Here is a 25,609-nt window from a genome sequence, read left to right on the forward strand (position 1 = left end):
TCCCGCCTGCGGGAGGGGAGATGATAGGAAGGCTCCCAAAGCATCATTTCGGGGAAAGTCGGTGTCTGTGGGTTGCATGGCCTGAGCCGGTCATATGGTCGGGGCGAGTTCTGCTTGTTTCTCCGATGATTGGCCATATGGTGGCGCGATAAGCATTTTGGGGGCGCGCCTTTTTCATGACTGACATTGCCGTGGGCACCCGAGGCTGGCTGGATGCGGTGAAGCCCTATGTGGAGAAGGCGCCGCTGGCTGCGCTGTTCCTTGGGATTTCATCGGGCTTTCCCTTTGCGATGATCGGCGCGAACCTGGCGTCGCGGCTGGCGCAGGATGGGATCGACAAGAAGAGCGTTACGGCGTTCAGCCTGGTGTTGCTCGCCTATAATCTCAAATGGCTGTGGGCCTGGGTGATCGAGGGCGTGAAGCTGCCTCTGCTGCATCGGTTGGGTCAGCGGGTGTCGTGGATGCTGGTGGCGGGGCTGCTGGTGATGGCGGCGGTGGTCAATCTGGCCGTTGTCGATCCGGCGACCGATCTGATGGGGACGGTGCGGGCGGCGATCCTGCTGGGGATTGCGGGCGCGACGTTCGACATCATCATTGACGGTTACCGGATCGAGATATTGCGGCCCGAGCAATTGGGCATTGGCGCGGGCATGTCGCAATATGGCTGGCGCATCGGCGCGGCGGCGGCGGGTGCCCTGGCGCTGGTGGTGGCGCAATATTGGGACTGGACGCTGGCCTATCTCGTTTGCGCGCTGTTCGCGCTGCCCGCCATGCTGGCGGCGTTGATCGTTGGCGAGCCTGAACGGCATCGGGAGATTGCTTCCCGGAAGACGGGCGGGGAACTGGTGCAGGCGATCATTGGGCCGTTCGTTGATTTCTTCAAGCGCAAGGGTGCGCTGCTCGTCCTGCTGTTCATCATCGTCCACAAGATTGGCGATACGCTGGCGAACCTGACATTCCGGCTGCTGTTCAACGATCTGGGGTACAGCAATGAGGAGATCGCGATCTACGATGTGGGCGTGGGTTTCTGGGCTTTGCTGGCCGGGATTTTCGTGGGCGGGGTGCTGTATGCGCGGTTGGGGTTGAAGCGGTCGGTGCTGATCAGCCTTGTGCTGATGGCGGTGTCGAACTTCAGCTTTGCCCTGCTGGCGGCGACCGGCAAGAGCAATGTGGGCATGGCGGGGGCCATCGGGTTCGAGAATTTTGCTAGCGGGATTGGCGGCGTTGCGGTGGTCGCCTATTTCTCCGCGCTGTGCGACCTGCGCTTTACCGCCGCGCAATATGCGATGATTTCGGCGGCGGCGAGCATTGTCGGACGGTTCCTGACGGGGACGTCGGCGGGCGCATTGATCGAGCGGTTCGGCTATGTCGATTTCTACCTGCTGACGACCGTGCTGGCGCTGCCGGGCATCATCCTGTTCTGGCTGATGATGCGCAGCGGACTGGTGGATGCGAGTGTTGGCAGCGCCGCTACGGACGAAGGTGGTCAGGCTCCGGCGTAAAGGTCCAGCGGGCGGCCTAGGTCGCTATGGGCCTGAGAGACGGCTTGCAGGCAGGTCAGGGCGCCGAGGACATCGTCCGTGCCGAGCAGCGAGGCGAGTTGCTCATAGGATGCAGGTGGGTCCTGTAGCGCTGTGCTGATGGAGTGCATGAGCGATGCTTCATCGGCGGTCATGCGGGCGCAGCAGCAGGGCGCGACGAGTATCCGGCGGGTGGCGCAACGGGCGAGTTCGAGCATCATGGCGCGCATGAGGACGAGGGGACGGCGGTAGCTGCGGCCGAACGCGCCGAGCATCGCGTTGGCTGCGTGGGCGTCATCGACCCCGGCGCTGGCCATGCGGCGCATCGCATAGAGGAACAGGCGGTTGCCGTAGCCGGGAGGCATTGCGCCGGGCAGGTCGAGGGGGGTGATCTCTCCACGGGGCATATGCGAGCACCTTTTTATCCGTTGCGTTACGGAGAGCAAGGTACGCTATTGCGAGTCAATCGCAAGTAGATTCAGTCGGGATATTGCTCGTTCAGGCGCAAAATTTCGCCTGCGAGGTAGAGGGACCCGGCGATGAACAGGAGCGGGGCTTCGGTTTTGGATGACGCCGCGACCGCGTTGATGGCGTCCGTGGGATTTGCATGTGCTGTGCAGTCGATGCCCCAGCGCTCCGCGATGGCGGCGAAGCGGCTGGCGGGATGATGCTCGTGGCCGGGGACGGGCAGCGCGTGGATGTGGGCTATGCGTCCGGCGAAGGGGGCGAGAAAGGCCTCGGCATCCTTGTTGGCGAGCATGCCTATGATGAGGTGCAGCTTGCGTCCGGCGAGCTTGTCGGTGGTGAAGAAGGCGCTGATCGCTTCTCCGGCTCCGGCATTGTGGCCGCCGTCCAACCAGGCTTCGCTTTCGGGGGGGAGGGGAGCGAGCAGCGGGCCGTGGTCGAGGTGTTGGAGCCGGGCGGGCCAGTGCGCCCAGAGGGGCGCGGCTTTGAGCGCGGCTTCGCTGACGGGCAGGGCGGTTTGATGGCGCAGCATGGCGAAGGCGAGGGCGGCGTTCTGCACCTGATGCGCGCCGGGGAGGCGGGGGAGCGGGGTTTCGATGCGGCCTTGTTCGTCGCGATAGTGGAGGCGGTCGCGGTAGCTGGCGGCGTCCCAGCTTTGGCCCATGGGGAGCCAATTGGTGCGTGCGCGGCTGGCGGCTTCGCGCATCGCGGGAGCGAGTGACTCGGGATAGCGCTGGGTTACCAGGGCGGCGCCGGGCTTGGCGATACCCGCCTTCTCCGCCGCTATGGCGCGCAGCGTGTTGCCGAGGAACGTCTGATGATCGATCCCGAGTTGGGCGATGCCGCAAACGGCGGGGTTTTCGATGATATTGGTGGCGTCCAGGCGGCCGCCTAGTCCTACTTCAAGGATGCAGGCGTCGGCGGGATGTTCGGCGAAGGCGAGGAAGGCGGCGGCGGTGGTGACTTCGAAGAAACTGGCGCCGATGCCTTCGGCCACGTCGAGGACGCGGGAGAGATAGTGGGCGAGCGCTTCGTCGCTGATCAGCTGGCCGTTGATGCGGATGCGTTCGTTGAAGCGGACGAGATGGGGCGAGGTGAAGACGTGGACGCTCCGGCCATCCGCTTCGAGCGCGGCCCGGAGAAAGGCGCAGGTCGATCCTTTGCCATTGGTGCCTGCGACATGGAAGATGGGAGGCAGCGCGCGGTGCGGATTGTCGAGCCTATCAAGCAGGCTGGTGATGCGTTCGAGACCCAATATGTCCGCGCCCGGCGACAGCGTGGCAAGGCGGTCCAGCTGCGATTGGACCGCCGGGTCGTCCGAAATGGCGTGGTCGGGCATGGCCCTATGTTCCTCGCGCGATCGCGTCAGGCGGCTGCGCGAGGGGCTAGATAGCCGATCACTCGGGCCAGCGTGTCGCGCAATTCACTGCGATGCACGACCATGTCGAGCATGCCATGTTCCAGCAGATATTCGGCGCGCTGGAAACCATCAGGCAGCTTTTCGCGGATCGTGCTTTCGATGACGCGCTGGCCCGCGAAGCCGATCAGCGCGTTAGGCTCGGCGATCTGGACGTCGCCCAGCATGGCATAGCTTGCCGTGACGCCGCCGGTCGTCGGATCAGTGAGAACGACGATATAGGGTAGGCCCGCAGCGTGCAGCTTCTGGATGGCGACAGTCGATCGCGGCATTTGCATGAGGGACAATATGCCCTCCTGCATGCGAGCGCCGCCTGCTGCGGTGAAGATGACATAGGGGCATTTGTGGCCAATGGCCTCATTCACGCCCTGGATGAATGCCGCGCCGACGCCCATGCCCATGGAGCCGCCCATGAAGGCGAAATTCTGCACGCCCATGACCAGCGGCACATCGTCGATCGCGCCGCGCGCGTTGATAAGAGCGTCCTGATCGCCCGTCTGCGCGCGGGCAGCCTTGATGCGATCAGGATAGCGCTTGGAATCGCGGAACTTGAGCGGGTCTTCCTGCACCGGCGGGGTGGGCAGAAGGATGAAGCCTGCGTCGAGGATTTGCTCGAACCGCTCGGACGGGCCGATGCGGCCGTGATGGTCGCAGCGCGGACAGACGGAGAGATTATCCTCCCACTCCTTGATGAAGATCATCTCGGTGCAGGACGGGCATTTGTGCCACAGCGTCTCGGCGGTGGTTTCCTTCTTTGCGAGGAAGGGAACGGCCTTGCGGACGCGGTTGATCCAGCTCATGCGGCGGTCTCCCGGAAATGGGGGCTGTTGGCTTTGAGAGCGCCGCTCAATGTGGCGACGAACTCCTGAACGAAGGGCGCGGCGGCATCGCCGTGCGAGCCGACTATATCGACAATGGCTGACCCGACGACGACGCCGTCAGCGACGCGGCCGATGGCGGCTGCCTGCTCGGCGGAGCGGACGCCGAAACCGACTGCTATGGGGAGGTCAGTTGCGGCCTTGAGCTTCTCAACCGCCTGCTCGACAGCGGTCTGCGCAGCCTGCTGCTTGCCGGTCACGCCTGCGACGGCGACATGGTAGAGGAATCCGCTGGCGCCGTTAAGCACGGCGGGCAGGCGGGCCGCGTCGGTGGTCGGCGTGGCAAGGCGGATAAGGTGAACGCCTGCCGCGCGCAGGGCCGGGCCGATCTCCGCGTCCTCTTCTGGCGGGACATCGACGCAGATCACGCCATCCACGCCTGCTTCGCGACACTGCTGCGCAAACCATTTGGAGCCGCGGATCAGCATGGGATTGGCATAGCCCATGAGGATCAGCGGTATATGCGGGTGGCGGGCGCGGAAGGTGGTGGCGAGGTGGAAGATATCCTTCGTCTTCGTGCCTGACCCGAGGCTGCGCAGGTTGGCGAGTTCGATCGCGGGGCCGTCCGCCATCGGATCAGTGAAAGGCATGCCGAGTTCGATGATGTCCGCGCCGCCCGCGACGAGGGCATCGAGGATCGCCGGGGTGGCGGCTACGGTCGGGTCGCCTGCGGTCACGAAGGTGATGAGGGCGGCCCGGCCTGCTTCCTTGCAGGTGGCGAAGCGAGTGGCGAGGCGGTCAGCGGTCACAGTGAAATTCCAACATCCGTTCGCCCTGTCTGAACGAGCCACTTGTCTCGCTCAGATGTCGAAGGGCTTTTCTTTCTTTGAGAGAAGTGAAGGGCTTCGACAAGCTCAGCCCGAACGGGGGAGGGGTTGAAATGTTGGGAAACCCGCTCACATCTCCACTCCCAGCGCGTCGGCGACGGTGAAGATGTCCTTGTCGCCCCGGCCCGAGAGGTTGACGATGATGATCTGGTCCGCGTCCATCGTTGGCGCGACCTTTTCCGCGCTGGCGATCGCGTGGGCGGACTCAAGTGCCGGGATGATGCCTTCGAGAGCGGCGAGCTTCTGGAAGCTGGCGAGCGCTTCGTCATCGGTGATCGGCATGTACTCGACGCGGCCGATCTCGTGCAGCCAGCTATGTTCAGGGCCGATGCCGGGATAGTCGAGGCCCGCCGAAATGCTGTGGGCTTCGGTGATCTGGCCGTCTTCGTCCTGAAGCAGATAGGTGCGGTTGCCGTGCAGGATGCCCGACGCACCGCCTGCAAGGGACGCGGCATGTTTGCCGGTGAGGCCTTCGCCTGCTGCTTCCACGCCGATCATCTTGACCTCAACATCATCGAGGAAGGGATGGAAGAGGCCGATCGCGTTGGAGCCGCCGCCGACCGGGGCGATCAGCATGTCGGGCAGGCGGCCTTCGATTTCGAGAATCTGCTCGCGCGCTTCGCGGCCGATCACCGACTGGAAGTCGCGGACCAGTTCCGGATAGGGGTGTGGGCCTGCTGCCGTGCCGATGATGTAGAAGGTATCGTGGACGTTCGAGACCCAATGACGCAGGGCATCGTTCATCGCGTCCTTGAGCGTCTGCGAGCCGGAAACGACGGGGATGACCTCCGCGCCGAGCAGCTTCATGCGGAAGACGTTGGGCTTCTGCCGCTCGACATCCTTGGCGCCCATGAAAATCTTGCATTCCATGCCGAACAGGGCGGCGACGGTGGCGGTGGCGACGCCATGCTGGCCCGCGCCGGTTTCGGCGATGACCTTCTTCTTGCCCATGCGGCGGGCGAGCAGCGCCTGGCCGATGCAATTGTTGATCTTGTGCGCGCCGGTGTGGTTAAGCTCCTCGCGCTTCAGGTAGATTTTGGCACCCTTGCCTTCGGGCGCATCGGCGCGGAGCGCTTCGGTCAGGCGATTGGCATAATAAAGCGGGTTGGGACGGCCGACATAGTTGCGCAGCAGTTCCTCAAACTCTTCCTCGAAAGCGGGGTCTTGCCTGGCTTCCTTATAGACCTTCTCCAGCTCAAGGATGAGCGGCATGAGCGTTTCCGCGACGTAGCGGCCGCCGAAGGAGCCGAAATGGCCCGAAGCATCGGGTTGCGAGCGGAGGGAATTGTTGATGGTCATGATTGCTGTGCCGCTTTGCAGAAGGCCATGATCTTGTCCACACTCTTGATGCCCGGCGCGCTTTCCACGCCGGAAGAAACGTCAATCATCGGTGCGCCGGTGATGCGGATCGCTTCGGCGACATTGTCGATGCCGAGACCTCCGGAGAGACCCCAGGGCATGGATATGGGGACGCCGCGCAGGAGCGTCCAGTCGAAGCGCAGACCCATGCCGCCCGGGAGTGCGGCGCCATCCGGTGTCTTTGCGTCGAAGAGGAGGAGATCGGCCGCGCCGCTATAGGATTTTGCAGCCTCGATGTCGGCGCGGGTTTTTACGGAAATGGCTTTCCAGACGGGGAGGTTGAAGCGCTTAGCAATGGCGGCGGTGCGCTCGGGGCTTTCCTTGCCGTGGAGTTGCAGGGCGGTGAGGGCGTTTGTTGCGGTGAGTTCGGCGAGGGTTTCGTCGGTGGGATCGACCAGGACGGCGACGCGCTCGATATGGGCGGGGACTGTTGCGGCGAGGGCGCGCAGCTGGTCCGCTTCGACATGGCGGGGACTTTTTGCGAAATGGACGAAGCCGAGGTGGGTCGCGCCTGCGCGGATAGCTGTGCCGACTGTGTCGGGTGTGGAAAGGCCGCAGATCTTGATGGCGAGTCGGGACATTTGGGGGCTTTAGCGGGTGAGGTCACCGAGAACCATATGCTCCGTGCTACTCAAGGCCTCGTCAAATCCATGTCATGCAGGGCGAGCCATTGGTCCGCATGGTCGATGCAGGCTTTGCCCAGGAAGGCGTCGACCTGATCCAGCAGATCGGTTTCGTCCATGACCAGCGGATCAAGCGGCGGGTGCCAATCGAGGCGGAAATGAGCGCCCTGGGTCCTTGCCAGGGTGAAAGGCAGGAAGCGGGCGTTGCTGCGCCGGGCGAGGCGTAGCGCGATGGAAAGATTTCCCGACGGTTCCACATTTCTGCCGAAGCGCGGGAACCAGACCTGTCGATCCCTCCGTTCGTCCACCAAGATGTAGAGCATCGCCCTGTCCTTTTCCGCAAGGTGACGCAGGATCGATCGGGCGGCACCGCTGCCGGTGATGGCTTCCCCCATATAGCTTTCCCGTGCCCGCTTCAGCATCTTGGCCTGAGCAGGGTCGGAGGGAGGGTCGTAGACGCCGAGGCCGGGACGATCCGTTGACGCTTTCAAATGGGCGGCGAGCAAATCCCAGTTGCCGATATGGGTGGTCAGAAAGATCATGGGGCGGGGCAAGGCCAGCGCTTCCCGATAGGCCGGTTCGTTTGTGATGCTGACATGGCGGTTGTTCACGAGCCGGTCGATATTGGCGAGTTCCGCCATGGTGCGGCCGAGATTGAACCAGCGGCGGGTGAGCATGGCCTCGCGCGTGGTTTCGTCCAGATCAGGACGTAGGATAGCGAGGTTGGCGCGGGCGCGCTGGTCCCGCAGCTTCATGGTTCTGCGTGCAACGTTCGCCGACAACCAGCCGCCCAGCCATGAGGCGGCGGATGCGGGGAGCAGGCGCAGAAGGGTGAAGAGAAAAGGGTTGGAGAGCATCTTGCCAAGCGTCATACAGCAGCAGTCGAGAGGGTAAAGGGCTTGGATTTACGATGGGTTGGGCCTTTTGGGCGTGGGTGCTGTTGCAGGGGCTGACGCTGCTGGGGGTGCTGAACTATTGGCGGCATCTGCCGGTCGATCGTCAGGAGGAGGCGCCTGATGGCGTGGTCGTGCTGTTGTCGGTGCGGGATGATTGGGATGGCGGGGCGGAACTGATCGCCCGGTTGAAGGCGCAGGCGGCGCGGTTTCGGTTGCTGATTGCTTCGAGTGGCGGGTGCGCGGCGGCGGAGGCTTTGGCGGCGCGCGAGGGGGATTGGGTGCAGATCGTCCGCGCGGGTGTCGCGGTGGACGAGGGGCAGAAGGTTCATAAATTGCGGGCGGCTTTGCGGGCTTTGCGGCCGGATGATCGCTATCTGGTGTTCGTGGACGCGGATATTGAGCCGCCTGTGCGGTTGGTGGGGCGGTTGCTCTTTCCTCTGGTGCGGGGGAAGGCGGATATTGTGACTGGCTATCGGCTGCTGTTGCCCGGGCGGAGTGCGGTGGCGGCACTGGTGGGGGCGGTGGAGATGCAGTTGGCGACTTTGCCTCGGGCTGCTGGCGCGACCATGCCCTGGGGTGGAGCTATGGCCCTGACGCGGGAGGTGGCGGAGCGGCTCGATCTGGATGCGGCGCTGGCGGGGCGGTTGTCGGATGACATGGCGATCGGGCTGGCCGGGTGGCGCGCGAAGCTGCGGTTGCGGCCGGTGCGGGATTTGCTGGTGGCTTCGCCGATGGAGGTGCGGGGTGCGATTGCGTTTGGGGTGCGGCAGTATCGGCATATCTGGACGAATAGTTCGGGGATGTGGGGGATTGCTGCCGCCGTCGTGGGCGTACAGGCTTTGGGCTGGTTGTGGGTGTTGGGTTGGGGCGGATGGAGCGCTCTGGCGGTGGGTTATGCAGCGGCGGTGGGACGAGCACTGGTGCGGCGACGGATCATCGCGGGGGTGGTGGACCCGGAGCAGGCTCGGACGGCACGGCGGTCGCTTTGGTGGGATGTGCTGGCGCCGTTTGCGGTGTGCTGGGTGCATTGGGGCATGCAGTTGGCGGCGGCTTGCTCGCGGCGGATCAGGTGGGGCAGGTTTGATTATTGGGTGAAGAGTGGGAGGGTGGTGAAGATGGAGAGGAGCAAGTGCCGCTAGCGACCACCTGACGCTATTAATCAGCATAGGGTTAAACCTAAAATCGGACGCTAGCAGGAGCACCTTACTGTTGTGCATCACAGCAAACTGTTGATGATGTCGGGGAAGATTACGATGCCGGTTGACGCGAGGGGGTGACGGGAATGATTAGCCGAAGGATGGTATCCTTCGGCGGAGCATTGTTTTGGGTCACTCTTGCGCTCGCTAGCTCACATTTTTTTGGAGCAGATCAGTTTTTGTTTATATCGATCGTTGCGATCCTTGGTACTCTCACTGTGGGAACGATATTTGGATCCGCTAGGAAAAGGCGATTAAATAGGGCGCTCGCTGCAATCGACAACATAGATGCGCGGCCAGTCATGTTTCGCTGCGCGCCAGCGCAAGCTCCATTGGCCCTTGAGGTGGCCAAATCAAACGGCTGGGTCGGGGAGTTCCTTTCCGAATCAACGCAAGACATACTGAGTATCCGCTTTACTCCCGGCGATGGGGCCTTCGCTGTGCAGGAGTTTTTGGAGGCTCTTTTTGAGGCCAAACTCGTTCAAGAAGTTCAGCCCTGATTTATAAGTCGGTGTCTGCTTAGCTATGTGTTGCGGTTCAAAGCCGCTATTCCGTTATCCACCCACACTTCGTCATTCCCGCGAAGGCGGGAATCTATCTCCCACAAGCAGGGTCTCGGCGACATGTCGGGAGATGGCTTCCCGCCTTCGCTGGAATGACGGGAGGGGAGAGGTGATGCGCTTCGCTGATCGTTTCTCGACTTTGCTCGAAACGAACGGAGGTTAGAACCCCGCCGGGAAAAGGTGCTTCCCGTGCTCATCCAACCGCAGCACCACCTTCCCGGCGACTGCGCTGAGCGGCAGGTTGCCATAAAGATGCGGGAACAGCGCGCCGCCGCGTGACTCATCCCATTTGAGCGCGTCGCCGAAGGGGGCGAGGTCGATCATTAGCATTACCAGATTGTCCTGGCCCGCGAAGTGCTTTGCCGCTGTTTCGGCGGCCTGTTCGCGGGTGGACATGTGGATGTAGCCGTCGGCGAGATCGACGGGCGCGCCTTTGAACACGCCGTCGGTCTTTAGCTGGTCATACTGATCCTTGGTCAGGATCTTGTAGGCGAAGAGGTCGGTCACTCTTCGGTGAGGTCCGGGTCGGATTCGGGGCTGACTTCGGGTGAGGTTTCGAGGCCTGCGGGGGTGCTGACTTCGGTTTCCTCGTCGCTTTCCTCGATCTTCGCGGCGCTGACGACATGTTCGTCATCCGACACGTTGAAGAGGCGCACGCCGGCCGAGTTGCGGCCGATGACGCGCAGGGTGTCGAGGCCCATGCGGATCAGCTTTGCCTGATCGGTGACGAGCATCAGATGATCGCCGTGGCGCGCGGGGAAGCTGGCGACAACCGGACCGTTGCGGCCGATATTGTCGATGTTCGTGATGCCCTGACCACCACGTCCGGTGCGGCGATAGTCGTAGGCCGATGACAGCTTGCCATAGCCGTTGGAGCAGACGGTGAGGATGAACTGCTCCTTCGCCTGTAGATCGGCGAAGCGTTCCTCGCTCATCTGCGGCGAGCCTTCCTTTTCGGGCTTCCAGGGGGCGAAGCGGAGATAGTCGTCGCGTTCCTCCTGATTGGCGCCGGAGCGGTGGAGGATGGAGAGCGAGATGACCTCGTCATCCTTCTTGAGCGTCATGCCGCGCACGCCGGTTGACGTGCGGCTCTGGAATTCGCGCACGTCGGTCGCCTTGAAGCGGATTGCCTTGCCCTGACGAGTGGCGAGCAGGACGTCATCCTCTTCGCTGAGCAGCGCCACGCCGATCAGGCAATCGTCGCTGCCTTCATCGAAGCGCATCGCGATCTTGCCGTTGCTCGGCACGTTCGCGAAGGCGTCCATGCTGTTGCGGCGAACCGTGCCGTTCGCGGTGGCGAACATGACGTGCAGGTCCTTCCAACTGTCCTCATCCTCGGGCAGCGGCAGGACAGTCTGGATCGTTTCGCCCGGACCGAGCGGCAGCAGGTTCACCATCGGACGGCCGCGCGTGGCGGGACCGCCCTCGGGCAGGCGCCAGACCTTCATGCGATAGACCTTGCCCGCCGTGGAGAAGAAGAGGACCGGCGTGTGCGTGGAGGTCACGAACAGTTCGGTGATCGCGTCCTCATCCTTGGTCGCCATGCCGGAGCGGCCCTTGCCGCCGCGCGCCTGGGCGCGGAAGCTTTCGAGCGGGGTGCGCTTGATATAGCCCTGCACGGTGACGGTGACGACCATCTCCTCGCGCTCGATCAGGTCTTCGTCCTCGATACCGTCAGCGGCAGCGGTGATTTCCGAGATGCGCGGGGTGGCGAAGTCGCGTTCGATCGCCTCAAACTCTTCGCGCATGACGGCATAGAGCTTCTGACGGTCGCCGAGGATGGCGAGATATTCAGCGATGGCTGCGGCCAGTTCGGCCAGTTCATTGCCGATCTCGTCGCGGCCGAGCGCGGTCAGGCGATGGAGGCGGAGGTCGAGTATGGCGCGGACCTGAATGTCCGACAGGCGGTATGTTTCGCCGCCCGCTTCAGTTTCGATCGCTTCGACCAGCTTGAGGTAAGGCGCGATTTCCGCCACCGGCCAGTCGCGGGCGAGCAAGGTTTCGCGCGCCTCGGCGGGGCTGGCCGATCCACGGATGATGCGGACGACTTCGTCGAGGTTGGTGACCGCGATGACGAGACCCAGCAAGATATGCGCGCGATCGCGAGCCTTGTTGAGTTCGTACTTCGTACGGCGGGTAATGACCTCTTCGCGGAAGCGGACGAACGCCTCGATAATGTCACGGATGTTGAGCAGTTCCGGACGGCCGCCGCGAATGGCGAGCATGTTGGCCGGGAAGCTCGACTGGGCGGGGGTGTTGCGCCAGAGCTGGTTCAGCACGACTTCCGGTGTGGCGTCGCGCTTCAGGTCCATGACGATGCGAACGCCGAGGCGGTTCGATTCGTCGCGAATATCGCTGATACCCTCGATCCGCTTGTCCTTGGCGGCTTCGGCGATCTTTTCAACGAGGCCATTCTTGCCGACCTGATAGGGAATGGCGGTCAAAACGATGGAGCGGCGGTCGCCGCGCCCTTCCTCGATCACATGGCGCGAGCGCATCATGATGGAGCCACGGCCGGTATGATAGGCGTTGCGGGCGCCGGATTGGCCCAGGATCAGCGGGGCGGTCGGGAAGTCAGGGGCGGGAACGATCTGGATCAGTTCATCGATCGTGATCGCCGGATTATCAATATAGGCGAGGCAGGCGCGGATCACTTCGCCCAGATTATGCGGCGGGATGTTGGTCGCCATGCCGACCGCAATGCCGCCCGCGCCGTTGACGAGCAGGTTGGGGAAGCGGGCGGGCAGGACCTGCGGTTCGCTTTCCGAAGCGTCATAGTTGGGCTGAAAATCGACGGTGTCCTTGTCGAGATCCTCCAGCAGGGCGGTCGTGACCTTGGCTAGGCGCGCTTCGGTGTACCGCATGGCCGCTGGCGGATCGGGGTCCATGGAACCGAAGTTTCCCTGACCATCGATCAGCGGCACGCGCATGGACCAGTCCTGCGTCATGCGCGCCAAGGCGTCATAGATCGCGCTGTCGCCATGCGGGTGATATTTACCGATCACGTCACCGACGATGCGGGCCGACTTGCGGTAGGGCTTGTTGTGCTGGAAGCCCGATTCATGGGCCGAGAAGAGAATGCGACGGTGCACCGGCTTCAACCCGTCGCGGACATCCGGCAGGGCGCGAGCGACGATGACCGACATGGCATAGTCGAGATAGCTGGCCTTCATCTCATCGACGATGGAGATGGGGCTGATGTCCGAGGGGTCGGCGAGGGCAGTCTCGTCGGTCAATGCGATTCTCTTTTTGGATGGAACTGTTTCGTTGCTCATGCACTAGCGGAGCGAAACAATTCTGTCACCCCTCGCGCGCACGCGCGCTCGCGTCAGATCAAGCTGTAAGAAAGGGCTGACAGGCGGAAAACTGCTGCATATACGATGTTCAAACGTCATTCACGCGCCGCCCCCTAATCGGCGCTTAATCAAGGGCGCCTTTCCCCAAGGCGCAGAGGAGAAGATGATCATGCGTTTTGTATCCCCCGTGGCGCTCGCGCTGACGCTCGCGCTGGCTGGAGGCGCCATTTCCGCGCCCGCGATGGCGGCGAAGAAGGACGAGAAGAAGGGCGGCGCGCCCAAGCTCAACGTCTCTCCCGATGTGATAAAGGCACTGCAGGCGGCGCAGACGGCGGCGGCGAAGAATGACTTTGCCGCAGCCAAGGCGGCGCTGGCCGATGCAGACAGCAAGGCCAAGTCGAACGATGACAAATATCAGATTGGTGCCGTCAAGCTGAATGCGTCCATCGCCGCCAAGGACAGCGCGATGCAGAGCGAAGCGCTAACGCAGATGCTGGACAGCGGCCTCACCCCGGCGGACCAGGTCGGACAGTTCAACGCGGTTGCCGCCGATCAGGCGATGCAGGCGAAGAATTATGATCTGGCGATCCAGCGGGCGCAGGCGGCGGCTCAGGCGGGCTACAAGCCTGAAGCGGTCAACGCGACGCTGGCGCAGGCCTATTTCGGGAAGGCGGGGACGGCCAATCCTTCCGCTGAACCCGCTCGCGGCCTTAACCAGAAGGGCCTTTCCGCCTTGAAGGCCGCCGCCGACGCCACCAAGGCGGCGGGCGGTCAGGTGCCAGCCCAATGGTATCAGATCGGCGTGAGCCGCGCGGCGGCATCGCGCCTGCCCGAAGTGACCGAATGGGCGACATTGGCTTATCAGGCGGCCCCCAACGGCGAGAATCTTCGCACGCTCATCCGCCTGTTCCAGCAATCCAACCCCAACATCACGGCACGCGAGAATCTGGACGTTCTCCGATTGATGGCGGCATCGGGCGGCCTGGTGGTCGCGGGCGACTTCCTTGAATATGGTGAAATGGCGTCAAAGACCGGCATCTATGGCGAGGTAAAGTCGGCGATCGATCAGGGCCGCGCCAAGGGCGTGCTGAAGGGCACGGCAGGTGCGGACCTGTACCAGACCACAACGCCGAAGATTGCGGGCGACAAGGCATCGCTGGCTTCGGCCGAAGCTGATGCCCGCAAGGCTGCCACCGGCAAGATCGCGGCGGCTACGGCGGACGCCTACCTCGGCTATGGCGATTATGCCAAGGCGGCTGCGATGTTCGACCTCGCCAAGCAGAAGGGCGGCGTCGATGCGGACGAAGTGAATACGCGCTTGGGCATCGCCAAGGCACTGGGCGGCGATGTCGCTTCGGCCAAGGCGGCGTTCCAGTCGGTTCAGGCCGGGACGCGCAAGAAGATTGCCGATCTCTGGCTGGCCTATCTGGCCACCAAGGCCTGATTTGAAACAGGGTGCGCCGATCGGGTGATGGGCGCACCTTCTTTCCTATCATCGACATAACAGGGACCTGCGCCCAATGGCGCATGACATAAAGGGGACGGCCGACATGATCGCGCTGCGACAATCCATGCTGAAATCAGGCCTTCTTGCGATCACCGCCGTCGCGGCTTTTTCAGTGCCAGCGGCGGCGAAAAAGGCTTCGGCCAGCGGGCCGGTCATCGTCATGAGCGAAGGGTTTCGTGCAGCGGCTCAAGCGGCCGACAGCGCGATCAAGGCAGGCGACGTCAATACGGCGCAGGCGCAGATCAGCGGCTTGATGCCGACGAGCGATTATGAGGCCTATGCAGCGGCTGGGCTACGGTTCGAGCTGGCCGTGCTCAAGCAGAATTTCCAGGCGCAGCGGATCGCGTTGACGGATATGTTCAAGACCAATTCCGTGCCCAAGAAGGATGCGCCGCGATTGCGCTACGTCGCTGGCTACCTGTCCTATGTGGTCGGCAATTATGACGATGCGTTCGCGCAGCTCGATTATGCCAAGACGCTGGGTTATGATGGGATCGACGCGACGATGCTGCGCGCCGACATCTACCTTCGCAAGAACAAGGCCAAGGAAGCGCGCCCCTTCGTGCAGGATGCGCTGGCCCGGCAGCGGGCGTCAGGGCAGGCGATTCCTGCGGCCTGGTATGACCGGGCGATCTCGCTTGCCTATGCGGCCGGGGATTGGGCGGAGGTTGGTTCGCTCTATCGTGAGCGGCTGACCCATTATGGTTCGGCGGGGGAATGGCGGTCGGCGCTTGCCAACTATCTGACGGCGCCCGGCACAGACGCGCAGCCGCAGTTGGACCTGTATCGCTTGCAGGCGGCGAACGGCGCGATGGCGAGTGAACGGGATTATCAGGCCTATGCGCAGCTTGCTGAAAAGGCGGGCAATTATGCTGAAACGAAAGCCATCATCGAAGCGGGGCGTTCGGCGGGCAAGCTGACGCAAGCACAGGCCGCGACCGCCAGCCTGATGAAGAGCGTGGCGCCAAAGGCCGCCAAGGAAATCGCGGCGCTGCCCGCTGCGGCGAAGAAGGCCGCAGGCGCGAAGGATGGGTCGGCGGCGTTGGCGGTGGCCGACAGCTATTTCTCGCTCAGCCAGTTCCCGCAGGCGGTCGAAATGTACCGGCTGGCCCTGTCGAAAGGTGGAGTTGATCAGGGGAAGGCCAATGCGCGGCTTGGCATAGCTCTCGCGCGTTCGGGCGATCTGGCGGGAGCCAAGACGGCGCTGGCCCAGGTGACAGGTAATTGGGCCAACGTCGCGGGATTCTGGAGCGTTTGGGTCGATCAGCAGAGCCGTAAGACAGCGTTTCAGCCGGTGGCGGCTCCGCCTGCGAGCTAAGCGATTGATCCAAGGGCCAGCGCGCGACACAGAAGCGCTGCTGGCCTAGTGGCGGCGAGCAATCGCTGCCATTTTGCTGGTCAAAGGGGCAGGGGGACGCCCGGCAGGTTCTTCGCCATGCGGATGGTGAGAGAGGTCTTGACGCTCACCACATTTGGCGCGGGCGTTAGTTTCGAGGTGAGAAACTGCTGGAAGCTCTGGAGGTCCTTCGCCACGACCTTCAGGATGAAATCGATCTCACCATTGAGCATGTAGCATTCGCGCACCTCCGGCAGGGTCGCGACATGATCTTCAAAGGCTTTCAGGTCAGCTTCCGCCTGGCTCTTCAGGCTGACCATCGCGAAGACGGTGATGGTGTAGCCCAGCATGGCCGGGTTGACGACGGCGTGATAGGAGTTGATGGCGCCGCTTTCCTCAAGCGCGCGGACGCGGCGCAGGCAGGGCGGGGCGGTCAATCCGACCTTTCGAGCCAGTTCCACATTGGTCATCCGGCCGTCCTGTTGCAGCTCGCCCAGGATGTGCAGATCGATGTCGTCGATATTCGGGCCAGCCATCCGCTTGATTATTTCCTTTCTCATTTCGTGCCCAACATCATAATAATATTTCAGGGCAATGCAATTGTCCCACTATGCGACGATCCGAAATCGCCACGTCCGCCCCCTTTCCCTAACCGGCGGGAAGGCTTATTCCTGCGGCATGATTTCCTTCCGCGATGAAGTTCTGCGCATCGCCGGAAGTCCTCAAGGGGAATAGAGTGCGCTTCAACGATCTGATGCAGACGGTTCTGGCCGCAGAGAATAGAAGCGGCCTGGGCGCGGTGACGCTGTGGCGTCAGTGCGTCGACCTGCTCGCGCAGAATGATCGCGCGGATCGCGGCACATTGCCGGATGAGGAACGTGCCGCGCTGCTCGACCGGCTTGCGGCGCTGCAATCCCAATTGTCGGAAACGCAGCGGATCGCCACGGTGGTCGAACTGGGCGGCCGCCTTCGTTCGCCCGCGCTGGTGGAGTTTTTCGCCAATGATCGTCCGGCGATCGCGGCGGCGGCGATGTCGCGCGCGCGGCTGCCGGATGACGCGTGGATCGCCCTGCTGCCCCGCCTTACCCCGACCGCGCGCGGCGTCCTGCGCGGGCGGCGAGATTTGGGAACCGGGACTCAGCAGGCGCTGGAAGCGTTCGGCGCGGCCGACCTGGTACTGACGAGCGACCTGGCGGTGGAACCGGGCGAACAAGCGGACGACATGCTGCTGACGCCCGCGATGATGGCGCCTGCCGAGCAGTTGCCTCCCTCGGCGGACGTAGATGAAGCGCCGATCGAGGAGCCTGCCGATGAAGCGGCGGATGACGTTCCGGTGGGCGATGATCAGATCCGGAACCTTGTGGACCGGATCGAACGCTTTACCAGTGCGCGGCGGGTGCCCGACGTGGTCGTTCCCCGGGCTGACACCGGGCAGGCGGAGGTCGTTAACGCATTTGCTTTCGAGACCGATGCCACGGGCATGATCATCTGGGTCGATCAGGGGCCGCGCGCGGCGCTGGTGGGGCTATCGCTGGGTGAGGTGGCTGTTGTGGGCGCGAGCGGGCCGGACGGCAGCGTCGCAGGCGCCTTCATGCGGCGCAGCGGGTTTCAGAATGGACGCTATACTGTCGTCGGCGGCGCAATGGCCGGGGAATGGCGCCTTTCGGCGACGCCATTCTTTGATCCAAGATCGGGCCGATTTCAGGGCTATCGCGGTCAGGCGCGCCGCCCCTATCTGCATGAAGTCGCCGCGCCGCCACAGGCCGAACCTGTGTCTGTCGCGGGGCTTTCGGCGGACTCGCTACGTCAGTTGGTGCATGAGCTGCGCACGCCGTTGAATGCCATCCTGGGCTTTGCCGATATTATCGAGCAGGAGCTGTTCGGGCCGAGTGGACCGGAGTATCGCGAGATGGCGGGAAAGATCGCGCTGGACGCCCGGCATTTGCTGGCGGCGTTCGATGACCTTGACCTTGCCGCCCGCGTATCGCGAGGCGAAGGGGCGGAGGCGCCGAGCGCTGTCGATCCGGCGCTGTTGATCGCACAGGTTTCCGCCCGGTTCCGCGAGCAGGGCGAAGGCAATGGCGCGCAGATCGACATTAATCTGGCACGGGCACTGCCGATGGTGCGGATCGACCCAGTGCAGGGTGAACGCATGGTGCAGCATCTGATGCGGACTGTCGTTTCTGTTGCGGCGCCGGGGGAAGCGCTGAGCGGGGCCTGCTGGTTCCAGCCGGATGGCGGGCATGGCTGCGTGATGCTGGCGGTGGACAGGCCCGAGAGCCTGGACGGGATGGAGGATGAGCGGCTGCTTGATCCGGGCTATACCGCCGATGGCGACTGGGCCGACGGGCCGCTGCTGGGCCTTGGCTTTTCACTGCGGCTGATCCGGAGCCTGGCGGCAGGATGCGGCGGCGCGTTGCAGATCGAAGCTGACCGTTTCCTGCTTTCGATGCCCGCCATAACATCGGCGGAGGACGCTGCAGGGAGCCTCTGATCCCCGCGCGAAACCCTATCGCAACCATTGAGGGGCTAGGGGAAAGGGCATGAACGCTTTGCCCCATGACGGCAGCCTGCTGCGCGCGCCGATGCCGGACGACATGATCACGCTATCACCCGATTTCGGGACGCGGTTCATGCTGTTCGTCGATACCGAGGAGGAGTTTGACTGGAACGCGCCATTCAGCCGTGACGGCCATGCCGTGACCGCGCTGGCCGGGATGGCGCGCGGCCAAGCCTATTTTCGAGCGGCCGGAGTAAAGCCGATTTACGTCGCCGATTATCCGGTGATTGATAATGACGCGGCTGCCGGGATGATGGCGCAATGGGTCGCGGACGGGGCGGCCGATGTGGGCGCTCACCTGCATCCCTGGGTAAACCCGCCGCATGTGGAGGAGGTGACGGAGGCGAACAGCTATGCCGGTTTCCTTCCCGAAGCGTTGGAACGGGCCAAGCTGGAAACGCTGTGTCAGCGCATTGCCGAGCGTTTCGGACAACGCCCTGCCGCCTATCGGGCGGGGCGTTATGGCGTGGGTCATAATAGTGCGCGATTGTTGGAGCAGGCTGGATTTCGACTGGATAGCTCCGTGCGAAGCCGGTTTGACTATAGCGGCCAGCATGGCCCCGATTTTCGCGGCCTGCCGATCAATCCCTATTGGGCCGGGCCGGAACGATCGCTTGTGGAACTGCCGCTTTCAACCGCCTTCACCGGGCTGCTGCGGCGTGGGGGCGGGCGGCTTTATGAGCATTTGCGGAATGTCAGCCCCCTGGCATCGGGATTGGCGAGAACGGGCATGTTCAGCCGCATTCCTTTGACGCCGGAGGGCGTGCCGGTGCGCGACGCCATAAGGGCGATTGATGCGCTGATCGAAGAGGGCGCGGCGGTGCTCAACTTCAGTTTTCATTCGCCGACGCTGGAGCCGGGCCACACGCCCTATGTTCGCGATACGGCAGATCAGGCGGCCTTTTACAGATGGTGGGACACGGTTCTGGATCATCTTGCGCGGCGGAATGTCGGGGCGGCGTCGCTGGATCAATTATTGGCAGCGGTGCCGGTGCCGAGACAGGCTTGCCAAGCGGCGTGATGCTGCTTATCCGGTCGGGCAGGTGGGGCCTGTAGCTCAACGGTTAGAGCTGGCCGCTCATAACGGCTAGGTTGCGGGTTCGAGTCCTGCCGGGCCCACCAATATCTCCTTTCCCGCTATGCTGGTCCGAACGGGGCCGGAACATCGGCACCCACTCATCCATTTCAGCCTTGGGGCAGATGGATGGAGGCGAATGATCATGGGCAAGGGTATATTGCTGTGGCTGATCGGCATTCCGATACCGGTAATCATCATATTGTGGCTGCTGTTCCGGTGATGGCCGATTGACGGGACGCGTTATTCGCCGCTAAGGCGCCTTACGTCGGGGAGTAGCGCAGCCTGGTAGCGCATCTGCTTTGGGAGCAGAGGGTCGCAGGTTCGAATCCTGTCTCCCCGACCACTTTGTGAAGTATCGTAGTTTAGTGGTTTAGCTGAACCTTGCTCACGCACGAGGTAGGTTTGTTTGGCAGATTTGTGTGACTAATTACTGCTGGTGCGCAGAACCGCGCCTGCGCTCCTCAGCTTCCGACTCCCATCGTGCAATCTCCGCGTTCAAAACATCATGGTTTGGCAAGAAGTTTCGCGGAATGAAGGCATCGACGCGCGACAACTGGTGCCGAGTGTCAGCATCAAAAAGCAGCAGTTGGCCATTGCCGAGGTAGTCTCTCAGAAAAGTGGTGACCTCTGCTGCGTGGCAGGCAGCTGTATGTGAGCCATCGTCTGCTAGCCTGATGCCTCCATTCCAGTTGAACCGAAGGCGCTCCTCGGGAAAATCAAGAACGAACTCGATCTCAGCCAGTTCATCTTCTGATCGATAGATGGTCTGGAGGTTCCCGTCCTGATAGAACGCGTGAACAGGATGCATGGATTGAAACACCGCATAGGCTGGGCACCGCCGTAGCTCCACGTCGATACGCGGCAAGTTGATGGTATCGTCCGGTTTGGGCTCCACGCCAGCTAAGATATCTGAGAGGGTTTTGCTCCCTATCTGCTTCTTGAACCCTGCCAACTCGTAACGATGGTTCAACCATTCGGTATGGCGGGTCGGGATGCCCATCACTTCTTCGACCGCAAGTTCTGCTAGCCCAGCGATGATGGGAAGTTCCCTACGGATCATTTCGCTCTCGCCAGCATCGTCGGGATCAACGATTGGTTGCTCCCTCGCGTGTGCAATGGCCATCCTTCGAGCTTCGTAGAGGTGATCCGGTATGCTTGAGATGCCGCTTTCGCGCAGCTTTCCGATTGCCTCTTTGACGCCCGGCCCCTTGAGCCGGTCTATCGCTTCGTGCATCCAATTACCCCGGGCCTTCCCCGGGAAGGCGACCTCCAACACCCGGTACAAGGAGAGGAATGAGTAAGGTGGATGATTAAGTCCTCTCCCTTCACGCATTAACGCAAGGGCAAGTCGACCCTTGTCGTCTTGGGGCACGGGTAGGTAGCTGAGATCAAGGTCCGCAGTGATAGAGCCGCCAAAGAGCCGCTTCTGACGGCGCATAGGGCGTGGGAGTTGGTCAGACGAGAAATCTGCCACAGCGACCCCTGAAGCCATCGACCATGACAGGGCGCTGAGAAAGCGCATAACTTTCGTCTGCGCTTCCCGCAGTGGCAAACCATGGCGTTTGAAGGCTACGGCGGGGAGACTTTCGCGGGTTATGGGTAACAGGAGGAAATCCTCACCCAGATAATGCTCCGTTTGGGCAGACACAGGCCAACTGATCGATGTCTCTAGCTCTGCTATAACCCAGTCTGCTGCCGGGCCTAATGGGGTCTGAGCGAAGCTGTCATATTCTGGCATCTGAGGCATTAACATGGCCGGAGGTTACCCAAGATCGGCCCCACGCTGAACAAAAAAGCGAGGAGCACACGAGGTTGGCCAAAACCATCCCGAACGTCTCCCGACACCCTCTTTGTGGGGCACCGCTCAAATACCAAACATAGAAAAAGGGCGGACCGTTAGACGGCCCGCCCTCTTAAAAATCTTGCTGACGCGAAGATTATTCGGCGTTTGCAGCGTTCGAAGCAGCGTTCGCGGCGTTGTCAGCAGCGTTAGCGGCATTCGCAGCGTTGTCGGCTGCGTTAGCAGCGTTCTCAACAACGTTTTCGACGACAGCGTTCGAAGCGTTCGCGGTCTCGTTGGCCGGCTTCTCACCGCAAGCGGCGAGGGCCATCAGGCCGGCCGAAGCGAAAACAACAGCGATCTTCTTCATTGTGTACGGCTCCCATAGCATATTGCCGCGTCGGCATATTCGTAACACGCCCGACGCGAGCGACCCGCATTAACGTGTGCGCTGCACAAATCAATGCTTTTCTGCGTCGGTGAAGCGACGGAATCACGCGACGGAATGTTGTCTACTACAGAAGTTCACTTAACCGCCAGTGATTCTGCCGCATCGGCGATTGCAAAAAGCGTAACGGCCCAGGCGCTGACATTTTGTTGCAATTGAGCGCGGTTGACCTTGTCCAAGGTGTCGTCGGCGGTGTGGTGAATGTCGAAATAACGGGTGCCGTCCTGTTGCAAATCAATGACGGGGACGCCTGCCTTGACCAGCGGTTCGATGTCCGACCCCCCGCCCGCCGCCAGACGACTGGGTGCGATCCCGAGTGGGGAGAGGGCGCTGGCAATTCGATCCGAAAGCGCTTCATGCCCTGTGGGTAGTTTGAAATCGACGCGCCAGACCCGGTCGGCACCGAAGTCCGACTCCATGACCACTGCGTGCCGTTCGGCGCCATGTGCCGTGAAATAAGCGCGGCCGCCGTCGCCGCCCACTTCCTCTGCTCCCGCCATCAATATGCGGATGGTTCGACGGAGCGGGCCAGCCTTTGCGGCATGAAGCGCAGCGGCGGTGATGATCCCGCACCCAGAGGCGTCATCTATCGCTCCGGTGCCCTGATCCCAGCTGTCGATATGACAGGCGGCAAGGATGATCCCGGCCGCCGGGTCCGTGCCCGGCAGTTCGGCAATGACATTGCCCGATGGCTGATCCTTCAGCATTTTGGACGTGAGTGTGAGGCGCAGGCGAACCGGCTGCCCTCGGGAGAGGATGCGCGTCAGTTGGTCTGCGTCCACGGTGCTGAGCGCGGCTGCGGGGATCGGCTTCACACCATCGGCCCACATCTGCACGCCGCTGTGGGGCAGGCGGTGGCTGTCCGTGCCGATCGACCGTATCAGGATGGCGGCTGCGCCCTTTTTCGATGCAATGCTTGGCCCCTGGCGGCGTGTGGCGCCGAAATGGCTGTAGGAACTGCCATCCTGCGTTGCCGCCATGGCGTGGCTGACGAAGGCGATCTTGCCTTTCAGACTGCCTTCGGGTGCTGCTTGCAGGTCTGAAAGGGTGGGGAAATATAAGACTTCGGCTTCGATGCCGTTGGCGGAAGTGGAGGCGCTATTTCCCAGCGCCGCCAAGGCCAGATTTTGCGGGAAGGGGGAGAGGATGCGCGCATCGTCATGGCCGCGGACCCACACTGGCATCTTATAGCGTTCGGATCGCACATTGGAGAAGCCGAGCGCCTTGAGTTTCGCCACCGCCCATTCGCGGGCGCGCGCTTCCTGAGGCGTTCCGGCGGGGCGGGGGCCGACTTCCGTCGTCAGCCCTTCGATGAAGTCCCATGCTATATTGTCCTGCAACGCCGCCTCGCGAATCGCCGTCGTATCCGCAGGCGCGGCAGCTAGAGGAAGGGGGGAGGCGATGCTGCCGAGAAGGAGCGCGGCGAAGGTGCCCGATCGGATTTTCTGCATGGGTGAAGGCTTAGCCAGCCATCCCGCATTTGCCAATGGCGCCGGGCTTCGCTAACTCCGGCGCGATTTTACCTCATTCGTCCTTCGGAGCGTCTTCAAGCCATGTCCGCCTCCTCGCAATACGCCTTCGTCATGAAGAACATGACCAAGACCTTCCCCGGCGCGCCAAAGCCGGTGCTGAACGGTATCAACCTGCAATTTTATCGCGGTGCCAAGATCGGCATCGTCGGTCCCAACGGCGTTGGTAAATCGACGTTGATCAAGATCATGGCGGGCATCGACACTGATTATAGCGGTGAGGCATGGCCGGGCGAAAACATCACCGTGGGGTATCTGGCGCAGGAGCCGCAGCTCGACCCCGCCAAGAATGTGCTTGAAAATGTGAAGGATGGCGCGCGGGAAGTCGCGGACAAGCTCGACCGGTTCAACGAGATCAGCATGATCATGGCCGATCCGCCGGAAGACGCCGATTTCGACGCTCTGATGGCCGAGATGGGCGAGTTGCAGGAGCAGATCGACGCGGTCGATGGCTGGACGCTGGACAATCAGCTTGAGATTGCGATGGAGGCCCTGCGCTGCCCGCCATCCGACTGGTCGGTGGAAAGCCTGTCGGGCGGTGAAAAGCGCCGGATCGCGCTGACCCGCCTGCTGATCCAGAAGCCGGACATCCTGCTGCTGGACGAACCGACCAACCACCTCGACGCGGAGAGCGTGGAGTGGCTGGAAAACCACCTCAAGGAATATGCGGGTGCGGTGCTGATGATCACCCACGATCGCTACTTCCTCGACAATGTCGTGGGTTGGATCCTGGAGCTCGATCGCGGGAAGTATTTCCCGTACGAAGGCAATTATTCGACCTATCTCGAGAAGAAGTCGAAGCGTCTGGAGCAGGAATCCCGCGAAGAGTCGGGCCGCCAGAAGGCGATCAAGGACGAGCTGGAGTGGATTCGGCAGGGTCCAAAGGGGCGCCAGACCAAGTCGAAAGCGCGTATCGCCAAGTTCGAACAGCTGGTCGCAAGCCAGGAAAGCCGTACCCCCGGCAAGGCCCAGATCGTTATCCAGGTGCCCGAACGACTGGGTGGCAAGGTCATCGAGGCGAAGAACATCTCGAAAGCCTATGGCGACAAGCTGCTGTTCGAGGATCTGTCCTTCACTCTGCCGCCCGGCGGCATCGTTGGCGTGATCGGGCCGAACGGCGCGGGTAAGTCCACGCTGTTCCGCATCCTCACTGGTCAGGAGACGCCGGATTTGGGTGAGGTCGACATCGGTTCGACCGTCCGCCTGGGCTATGTCGACCAAAGCCGTGATCATCTGGACCCATCAAAGAACGTCTGGGAAGAGGTGTCGGACGGCCTCGATTATGTGAAGGTCAATGGCCACGACATGTCGACGCGGGCCTATGTCGGCGCCTTCAACTTCAAGGGGCAGGACCAGCAGAAGAATGTCGGCAAGCTGTCTGGCGGTGAGCGCAATCGCGTGCATATGGCCAAGATGCTAAAGAAGGGCGGCAACGTGCTGCTGCTCGACGAACCGACCAACGACCTTGACGTCGAAACGCTGGCTGCGCTGGAAGAGGCGATCGAAAACTTCGCGGGCTGCGCCGTGGTCATCAGCCACGATCGCTTCTTCCTCGATCGCCTTGCCACGCACATTCTTGCTTTCGAAGGCAACAGCCATGTTGAGTGGTTCGAGGGCAACTTCGAAATGTATGAAGAAGACAAGCGGCGGAGGCTGGGTGATGCTGCCGATCGGCCGACGAGTTTGGCTTACAAGAAACTCACGCGCTGACGGAATTTGTGCGGCGCGTCGGGAGAGGGGTGATTGCAATTAGCGCAACGACATCCTCGCCCTTCGCACTTGCACAATGACATTGTGAACCACATATCGGAGAGGCCTTTCAGGCATCCTCTCCTAAAACTTTCAGGCCGGCCCGCTTGGGTCGGCCATTTTTTGGTCGAGGGGCGAGTGAATGGCTCCTTGAATTTGTTTGGGTTAATCAATCGGTCACATTTGGAAAGCGAGGCCAGCTCACCTGGGCGTTTGCTGCAAACAGCCGAAGGGTCGCGCTTTAAAAGGAAGTAGAGCCCTTCGACAAGTTCAGGGCGAACGGTTTGAGAGGGTAGATCGGCCCTAACAGGTCGGCTTCTTCTCGAACGACTTCAAGCCTTCGACAGGCATGTCGGCCGCTTCGACGCGGGACACTTGCGCCGCTGGCGGGCCTTCAGCCGCCAAAGCGGTGAAGCGTTCCACGGCTTCATCGGCGCCTTCGATCACCGCTTCGACGCTGCCGTCCAGACGATTGCGGACCCATCCGGCCAAGCCCAACTCGGTAGCGGTCTGTTTTGCCCAGTTGCGGTAAAACACCCCCTGCACCCGACCAAGGATCATGAGATGCCGGGCGACGACCAT

21 protein-coding genes and 2 tRNA genes are annotated in these 25,609 nt (G+C 62.2%); 9 read left to right on the forward strand and 14 right to left on the reverse strand.

All coding sequences use genetic code 11. The annotated features are described in order from the left end of the window. The first annotated feature begins 176 nt into the window (after nucleotides 1-176). The gene (locus ACZ51H_RS04460) at nucleotides 177-1,502 is read left to right on the forward strand and encodes an AmpG family muropeptide MFS transporter (RefSeq protein ID WP_464802556.1); all 1,326 of its coding nucleotides are present in this window, start codon (nucleotides 177-179) and stop codon (nucleotides 1,500-1,502) included. Here ACZ51H_RS04460 and ACZ51H_RS04465 read toward each other — a convergent pair. The 7 genes from ACZ51H_RS04465 to ACZ51H_RS04495 all read right to left on the reverse strand — a co-directional run bounded on the left by ACZ51H_RS04465 (nucleotide 1,487) and on the right by ACZ51H_RS04495 (nucleotide 7,946). Continuing rightward, nucleotides 1,487-1,927 carry a DUF6628 family protein gene (locus ACZ51H_RS04465; protein WP_464794781.1) on the reverse strand — a complete coding sequence of 147 codons (441 nt, stop codon included), beginning with the start codon at nucleotides 1,925-1,927 and terminating at the stop codon, nucleotides 1,487-1,489. The two genes, ACZ51H_RS04460 and ACZ51H_RS04465, sit on opposite strands and share 16 nt — an antisense overlap. Nucleotides 1,928-1,998: 71 nt before the next feature. Next, on the reverse strand, nucleotides 1,999-3,324 hold the full coding sequence (locus ACZ51H_RS04470; RefSeq protein WP_464802557.1) for a bifunctional folylpolyglutamate synthase/dihydrofolate synthase: 1,326 nt from the start codon (nucleotides 3,322-3,324) through the stop codon (nucleotides 1,999-2,001). 26 nt (nucleotides 3,325-3,350) lie between these two features. Beyond that, complete coding sequence (gene accD / locus ACZ51H_RS04475) at nucleotides 3,351-4,202, reverse strand: acetyl-CoA carboxylase, carboxyltransferase subunit beta (protein WP_449472282.1); 852 nt, start codon at nucleotides 4,200-4,202, stop codon at nucleotides 3,351-3,353. Next, nucleotides 4,199-5,029, reverse strand: coding sequence for a tryptophan synthase subunit alpha (gene trpA / locus ACZ51H_RS04480; protein ID WP_464802558.1), 831 nt, complete (start codon nucleotides 5,027-5,029; stop codon nucleotides 4,199-4,201). Before trpA ends, accD begins: the two co-directional genes overlap by 4 nt. A 147-nt stretch (nucleotides 5,030-5,176) precedes the next feature. Beyond that, nucleotides 5,177-6,406, reverse strand: coding sequence for a tryptophan synthase subunit beta (trpB, locus tag ACZ51H_RS04485; RefSeq protein WP_464802559.1), 1,230 nt, complete (start codon nucleotides 6,404-6,406; stop codon nucleotides 5,177-5,179). Next, nucleotides 6,403-7,047 (reverse strand): phosphoribosylanthranilate isomerase, encoded by a 645-nt coding sequence (locus ACZ51H_RS04490; RefSeq protein WP_464772305.1) that lies wholly within the window; start codon nucleotides 7,045-7,047, stop codon nucleotides 6,403-6,405. The genes trpB and ACZ51H_RS04490 overlap by 4 nt, the downstream gene beginning before the upstream one ends. Before the next feature lie 50 nt (nucleotides 7,048-7,097). Beyond that, a complete protein-coding gene (locus ACZ51H_RS04495; RefSeq protein ID WP_464772594.1) occupies nucleotides 7,098-7,946 on the reverse strand; it encodes a lysophospholipid acyltransferase family protein in 849 nt (282 codons plus the stop codon). 53 nt (nucleotides 7,947-7,999) lie between these two features. Between ACZ51H_RS04495 and ACZ51H_RS04500 the strand changes: the two genes are divergently transcribed. Further along, nucleotides 8,000-9,124, forward strand: a complete 1,125-nt coding sequence (locus ACZ51H_RS04500) for a glycosyltransferase (protein WP_460988054.1) — start codon at nucleotides 8,000-8,002, stop codon at nucleotides 9,122-9,124. 779 nt (nucleotides 9,125-9,903) lie between these two features. Here the strand turns inward: ACZ51H_RS04500 and ACZ51H_RS04505 are convergent. Both ACZ51H_RS04505 and gyrA read right to left on the reverse strand, forming a co-directional pair. After that, nucleotides 9,904-10,251 carry a DUF952 domain-containing protein gene (locus tag ACZ51H_RS04505; RefSeq protein WP_460988056.1) on the reverse strand — a complete coding sequence of 116 codons (348 nt, stop codon included), beginning with the start codon at nucleotides 10,249-10,251 and terminating at the stop codon, nucleotides 9,904-9,906. Next, nucleotides 10,248-12,980 (reverse strand): DNA gyrase subunit A, encoded by a 2,733-nt coding sequence (gene gyrA / locus ACZ51H_RS04510; protein ID WP_464802560.1) that lies wholly within the window; start codon nucleotides 12,978-12,980, stop codon nucleotides 10,248-10,250. Before gyrA ends, ACZ51H_RS04505 begins: the two co-directional genes overlap by 4 nt. 223 nt (nucleotides 12,981-13,203) lie before the next feature. On the opposite strand from gyrA, the gene ACZ51H_RS04515 reads away from it, so the two are divergent. Both ACZ51H_RS04515 and ACZ51H_RS04520 read left to right on the forward strand, forming a co-directional pair. Then, nucleotides 13,204-14,484 carry a hypothetical protein gene (locus tag ACZ51H_RS04515; protein ID WP_464802561.1) on the forward strand — a complete coding sequence of 427 codons (1,281 nt, stop codon included), beginning with the start codon at nucleotides 13,204-13,206 and terminating at the stop codon, nucleotides 14,482-14,484. Between the two features lie 127 nt (nucleotides 14,485-14,611). Beyond that, nucleotides 14,612-15,865 carry a hypothetical protein gene (locus tag ACZ51H_RS04520; protein WP_464802845.1) on the forward strand — a complete coding sequence of 418 codons (1,254 nt, stop codon included), beginning with the start codon at nucleotides 14,612-14,614 and terminating at the stop codon, nucleotides 15,863-15,865. Between the two features lie 80 nt (nucleotides 15,866-15,945). On the opposite strand, the gene ACZ51H_RS04525 is transcribed toward ACZ51H_RS04520, so the two are convergent. Further along, nucleotides 15,946-16,419, reverse strand: coding sequence for an Lrp/AsnC family transcriptional regulator (locus ACZ51H_RS04525; protein WP_449472300.1), 474 nt, complete (start codon nucleotides 16,417-16,419; stop codon nucleotides 15,946-15,948). Nucleotides 16,420-16,619: 200 nt separating this feature from the next. Here ACZ51H_RS04525 and ACZ51H_RS04530 point away from each other — a divergent pair, with 200 nt between their 5' ends. From ACZ51H_RS04530 to ACZ51H_RS04545, 4 genes are all read left to right on the forward strand, one after another. After that, nucleotides 16,620-18,377: a sensor histidine kinase gene (locus ACZ51H_RS04530; protein ID WP_464802562.1), complete on the forward strand. Its 1,758-nt coding sequence runs from the start codon at nucleotides 16,620-16,622 to the stop codon at nucleotides 18,375-18,377. Nucleotides 18,378-18,426: 49 nt separating this feature from the next. Next, a complete protein-coding gene (locus ACZ51H_RS04535; RefSeq protein WP_464802563.1) occupies nucleotides 18,427-19,464 on the forward strand; it encodes a polysaccharide deacetylase family protein in 1,038 nt (345 codons plus the stop codon). A gap of 25 nt (nucleotides 19,465-19,489) precedes the next feature. After that, nucleotides 19,490-19,565: transfer RNA gene (locus tag ACZ51H_RS04540), tRNA-Ile, on the forward strand. Between the two features lie 222 nt (nucleotides 19,566-19,787). Next, nucleotides 19,788-19,864, forward strand: a tRNA-Pro gene (locus ACZ51H_RS04545). Nucleotides 19,865-19,948: 84 nt separating this feature from the next. Here ACZ51H_RS04545 and mauJ read toward each other — a convergent pair. The 3 genes from mauJ to ACZ51H_RS04560 all read right to left on the reverse strand — a co-directional run bounded on the left by mauJ (nucleotide 19,949) and on the right by ACZ51H_RS04560 (nucleotide 23,200). Next, nucleotides 19,949-21,274: a methylamine utilization protein MauJ gene (gene mauJ / locus ACZ51H_RS04550; protein ID WP_464802564.1), complete on the reverse strand. Its 1,326-nt coding sequence runs from the start codon at nucleotides 21,272-21,274 to the stop codon at nucleotides 19,949-19,951. A 184-nt stretch (nucleotides 21,275-21,458) separates the two neighbouring features. Next, nucleotides 21,459-21,671 (reverse strand): hypothetical protein, encoded by a 213-nt coding sequence (locus tag ACZ51H_RS04555; protein ID WP_066523849.1) that lies wholly within the window; start codon nucleotides 21,669-21,671, stop codon nucleotides 21,459-21,461. Nucleotides 21,672-21,826: 155 nt separating this feature from the next. Then, a complete protein-coding gene (locus tag ACZ51H_RS04560) occupies nucleotides 21,827-23,200 on the reverse strand; it encodes a M28 family peptidase (RefSeq protein WP_464802565.1) in 1,374 nt (457 codons plus the stop codon). A 102-nt stretch (nucleotides 23,201-23,302) separates the two neighbouring features. On the opposite strand from ACZ51H_RS04560, the gene ettA reads away from it, so the two are divergent. Next, on the forward strand, nucleotides 23,303-24,988 hold the full coding sequence (gene ettA, locus ACZ51H_RS04565; protein WP_449472309.1) for an energy-dependent translational throttle protein EttA: 1,686 nt from the start codon (nucleotides 23,303-23,305) through the stop codon (nucleotides 24,986-24,988). 342 nt (nucleotides 24,989-25,330) lie between these two features. Here the strand turns inward: ettA and ACZ51H_RS04570 are convergent, their stop codons facing one another. Next, nucleotides 25,331-25,609 carry an acylphosphatase gene (locus tag ACZ51H_RS04570; RefSeq protein WP_464802566.1) on the reverse strand — a complete coding sequence of 93 codons (279 nt, stop codon included), beginning with the start codon at nucleotides 25,607-25,609 and terminating at the stop codon, nucleotides 25,331-25,333.

This window comes from Sphingobium sp. TomMM15 (genome assembly GCF_055397045.1).

Coding starts and splice junctions, on each gene's coding strand:
- ACZ51H_RS04460 (WP_464802556.1), top strand. CDS start 177: ATGACTGACATTGCCGTGGGCACCCGAGGCTGGCTGGATGCGGTGAAG.
- ACZ51H_RS04465 (WP_464794781.1), bottom strand. CDS start 1,927: ATGCCCCGTGGAGAGATCACCCCCCTCGACCTGCCCGGCGCAATGCCT.
- ACZ51H_RS04470 (WP_464802557.1), bottom strand. CDS start 3,324: ATGCCCGACCACGCCATTTCGGACGACCCGGCGGTCCAATCGCAGCTG.
- accD (WP_449472282.1), bottom strand. CDS start 4,202: ATGAGCTGGATCAACCGCGTCCGCAAGGCCGTTCCCTTCCTCGCAAAG.
- trpB (WP_464802559.1), bottom strand. CDS start 6,406: ATGACCATCAACAATTCCCTCCGCTCGCAACCCGATGCTTCGGGCCAT.
- ACZ51H_RS04490 (WP_464772305.1), bottom strand. CDS start 7,047: ATGTCCCGACTCGCCATCAAGATCTGCGGCCTTTCCACACCCGACACA.
- ACZ51H_RS04495 (WP_464772594.1), bottom strand. CDS start 7,946: ATGCTCTCCAACCCTTTTCTCTTCACCCTTCTGCGCCTGCTCCCCGCA.
- ACZ51H_RS04500 (WP_460988054.1), top strand. CDS start 8,000: ATGGGTTGGGCCTTTTGGGCGTGGGTGCTGTTGCAGGGGCTGACGCTG.
- ACZ51H_RS04515 (WP_464802561.1), top strand. CDS start 13,204: ATGATCATGCGTTTTGTATCCCCCGTGGCGCTCGCGCTGACGCTCGCG.
- ACZ51H_RS04520 (WP_464802845.1), top strand. CDS start 14,612: ATGCTGAAATCAGGCCTTCTTGCGATCACCGCCGTCGCGGCTTTTTCA.
- ACZ51H_RS04525 (WP_449472300.1), bottom strand. CDS start 16,419: ATGGCTGGCCCGAATATCGACGACATCGATCTGCACATCCTGGGCGAG.
- ACZ51H_RS04535 (WP_464802563.1), top strand. CDS start 18,427: ATGAACGCTTTGCCCCATGACGGCAGCCTGCTGCGCGCGCCGATGCCG.
- mauJ (WP_464802564.1), bottom strand. CDS start 21,274: ATGTTAATGCCTCAGATGCCAGAATATGACAGCTTCGCTCAGACCCCA.
- ACZ51H_RS04555 (WP_066523849.1), bottom strand. CDS start 21,671: ATGAAGAAGATCGCTGTTGTTTTCGCTTCGGCCGGCCTGATGGCCCTC.
- ACZ51H_RS04560 (WP_464802565.1), bottom strand. CDS start 23,200: ATGCAGAAAATCCGATCGGGCACCTTCGCCGCGCTCCTTCTCGGCAGC.
- ettA (WP_449472309.1), top strand. CDS start 23,303: ATGTCCGCCTCCTCGCAATACGCCTTCGTCATGAAGAACATGACCAAG.
- ACZ51H_RS04570 (WP_464802566.1), bottom strand. CDS start 25,609: ATGGTCGTCGCCCGGCATCTCATGATCCTTGGTCGGGTGCAGGGGGTG.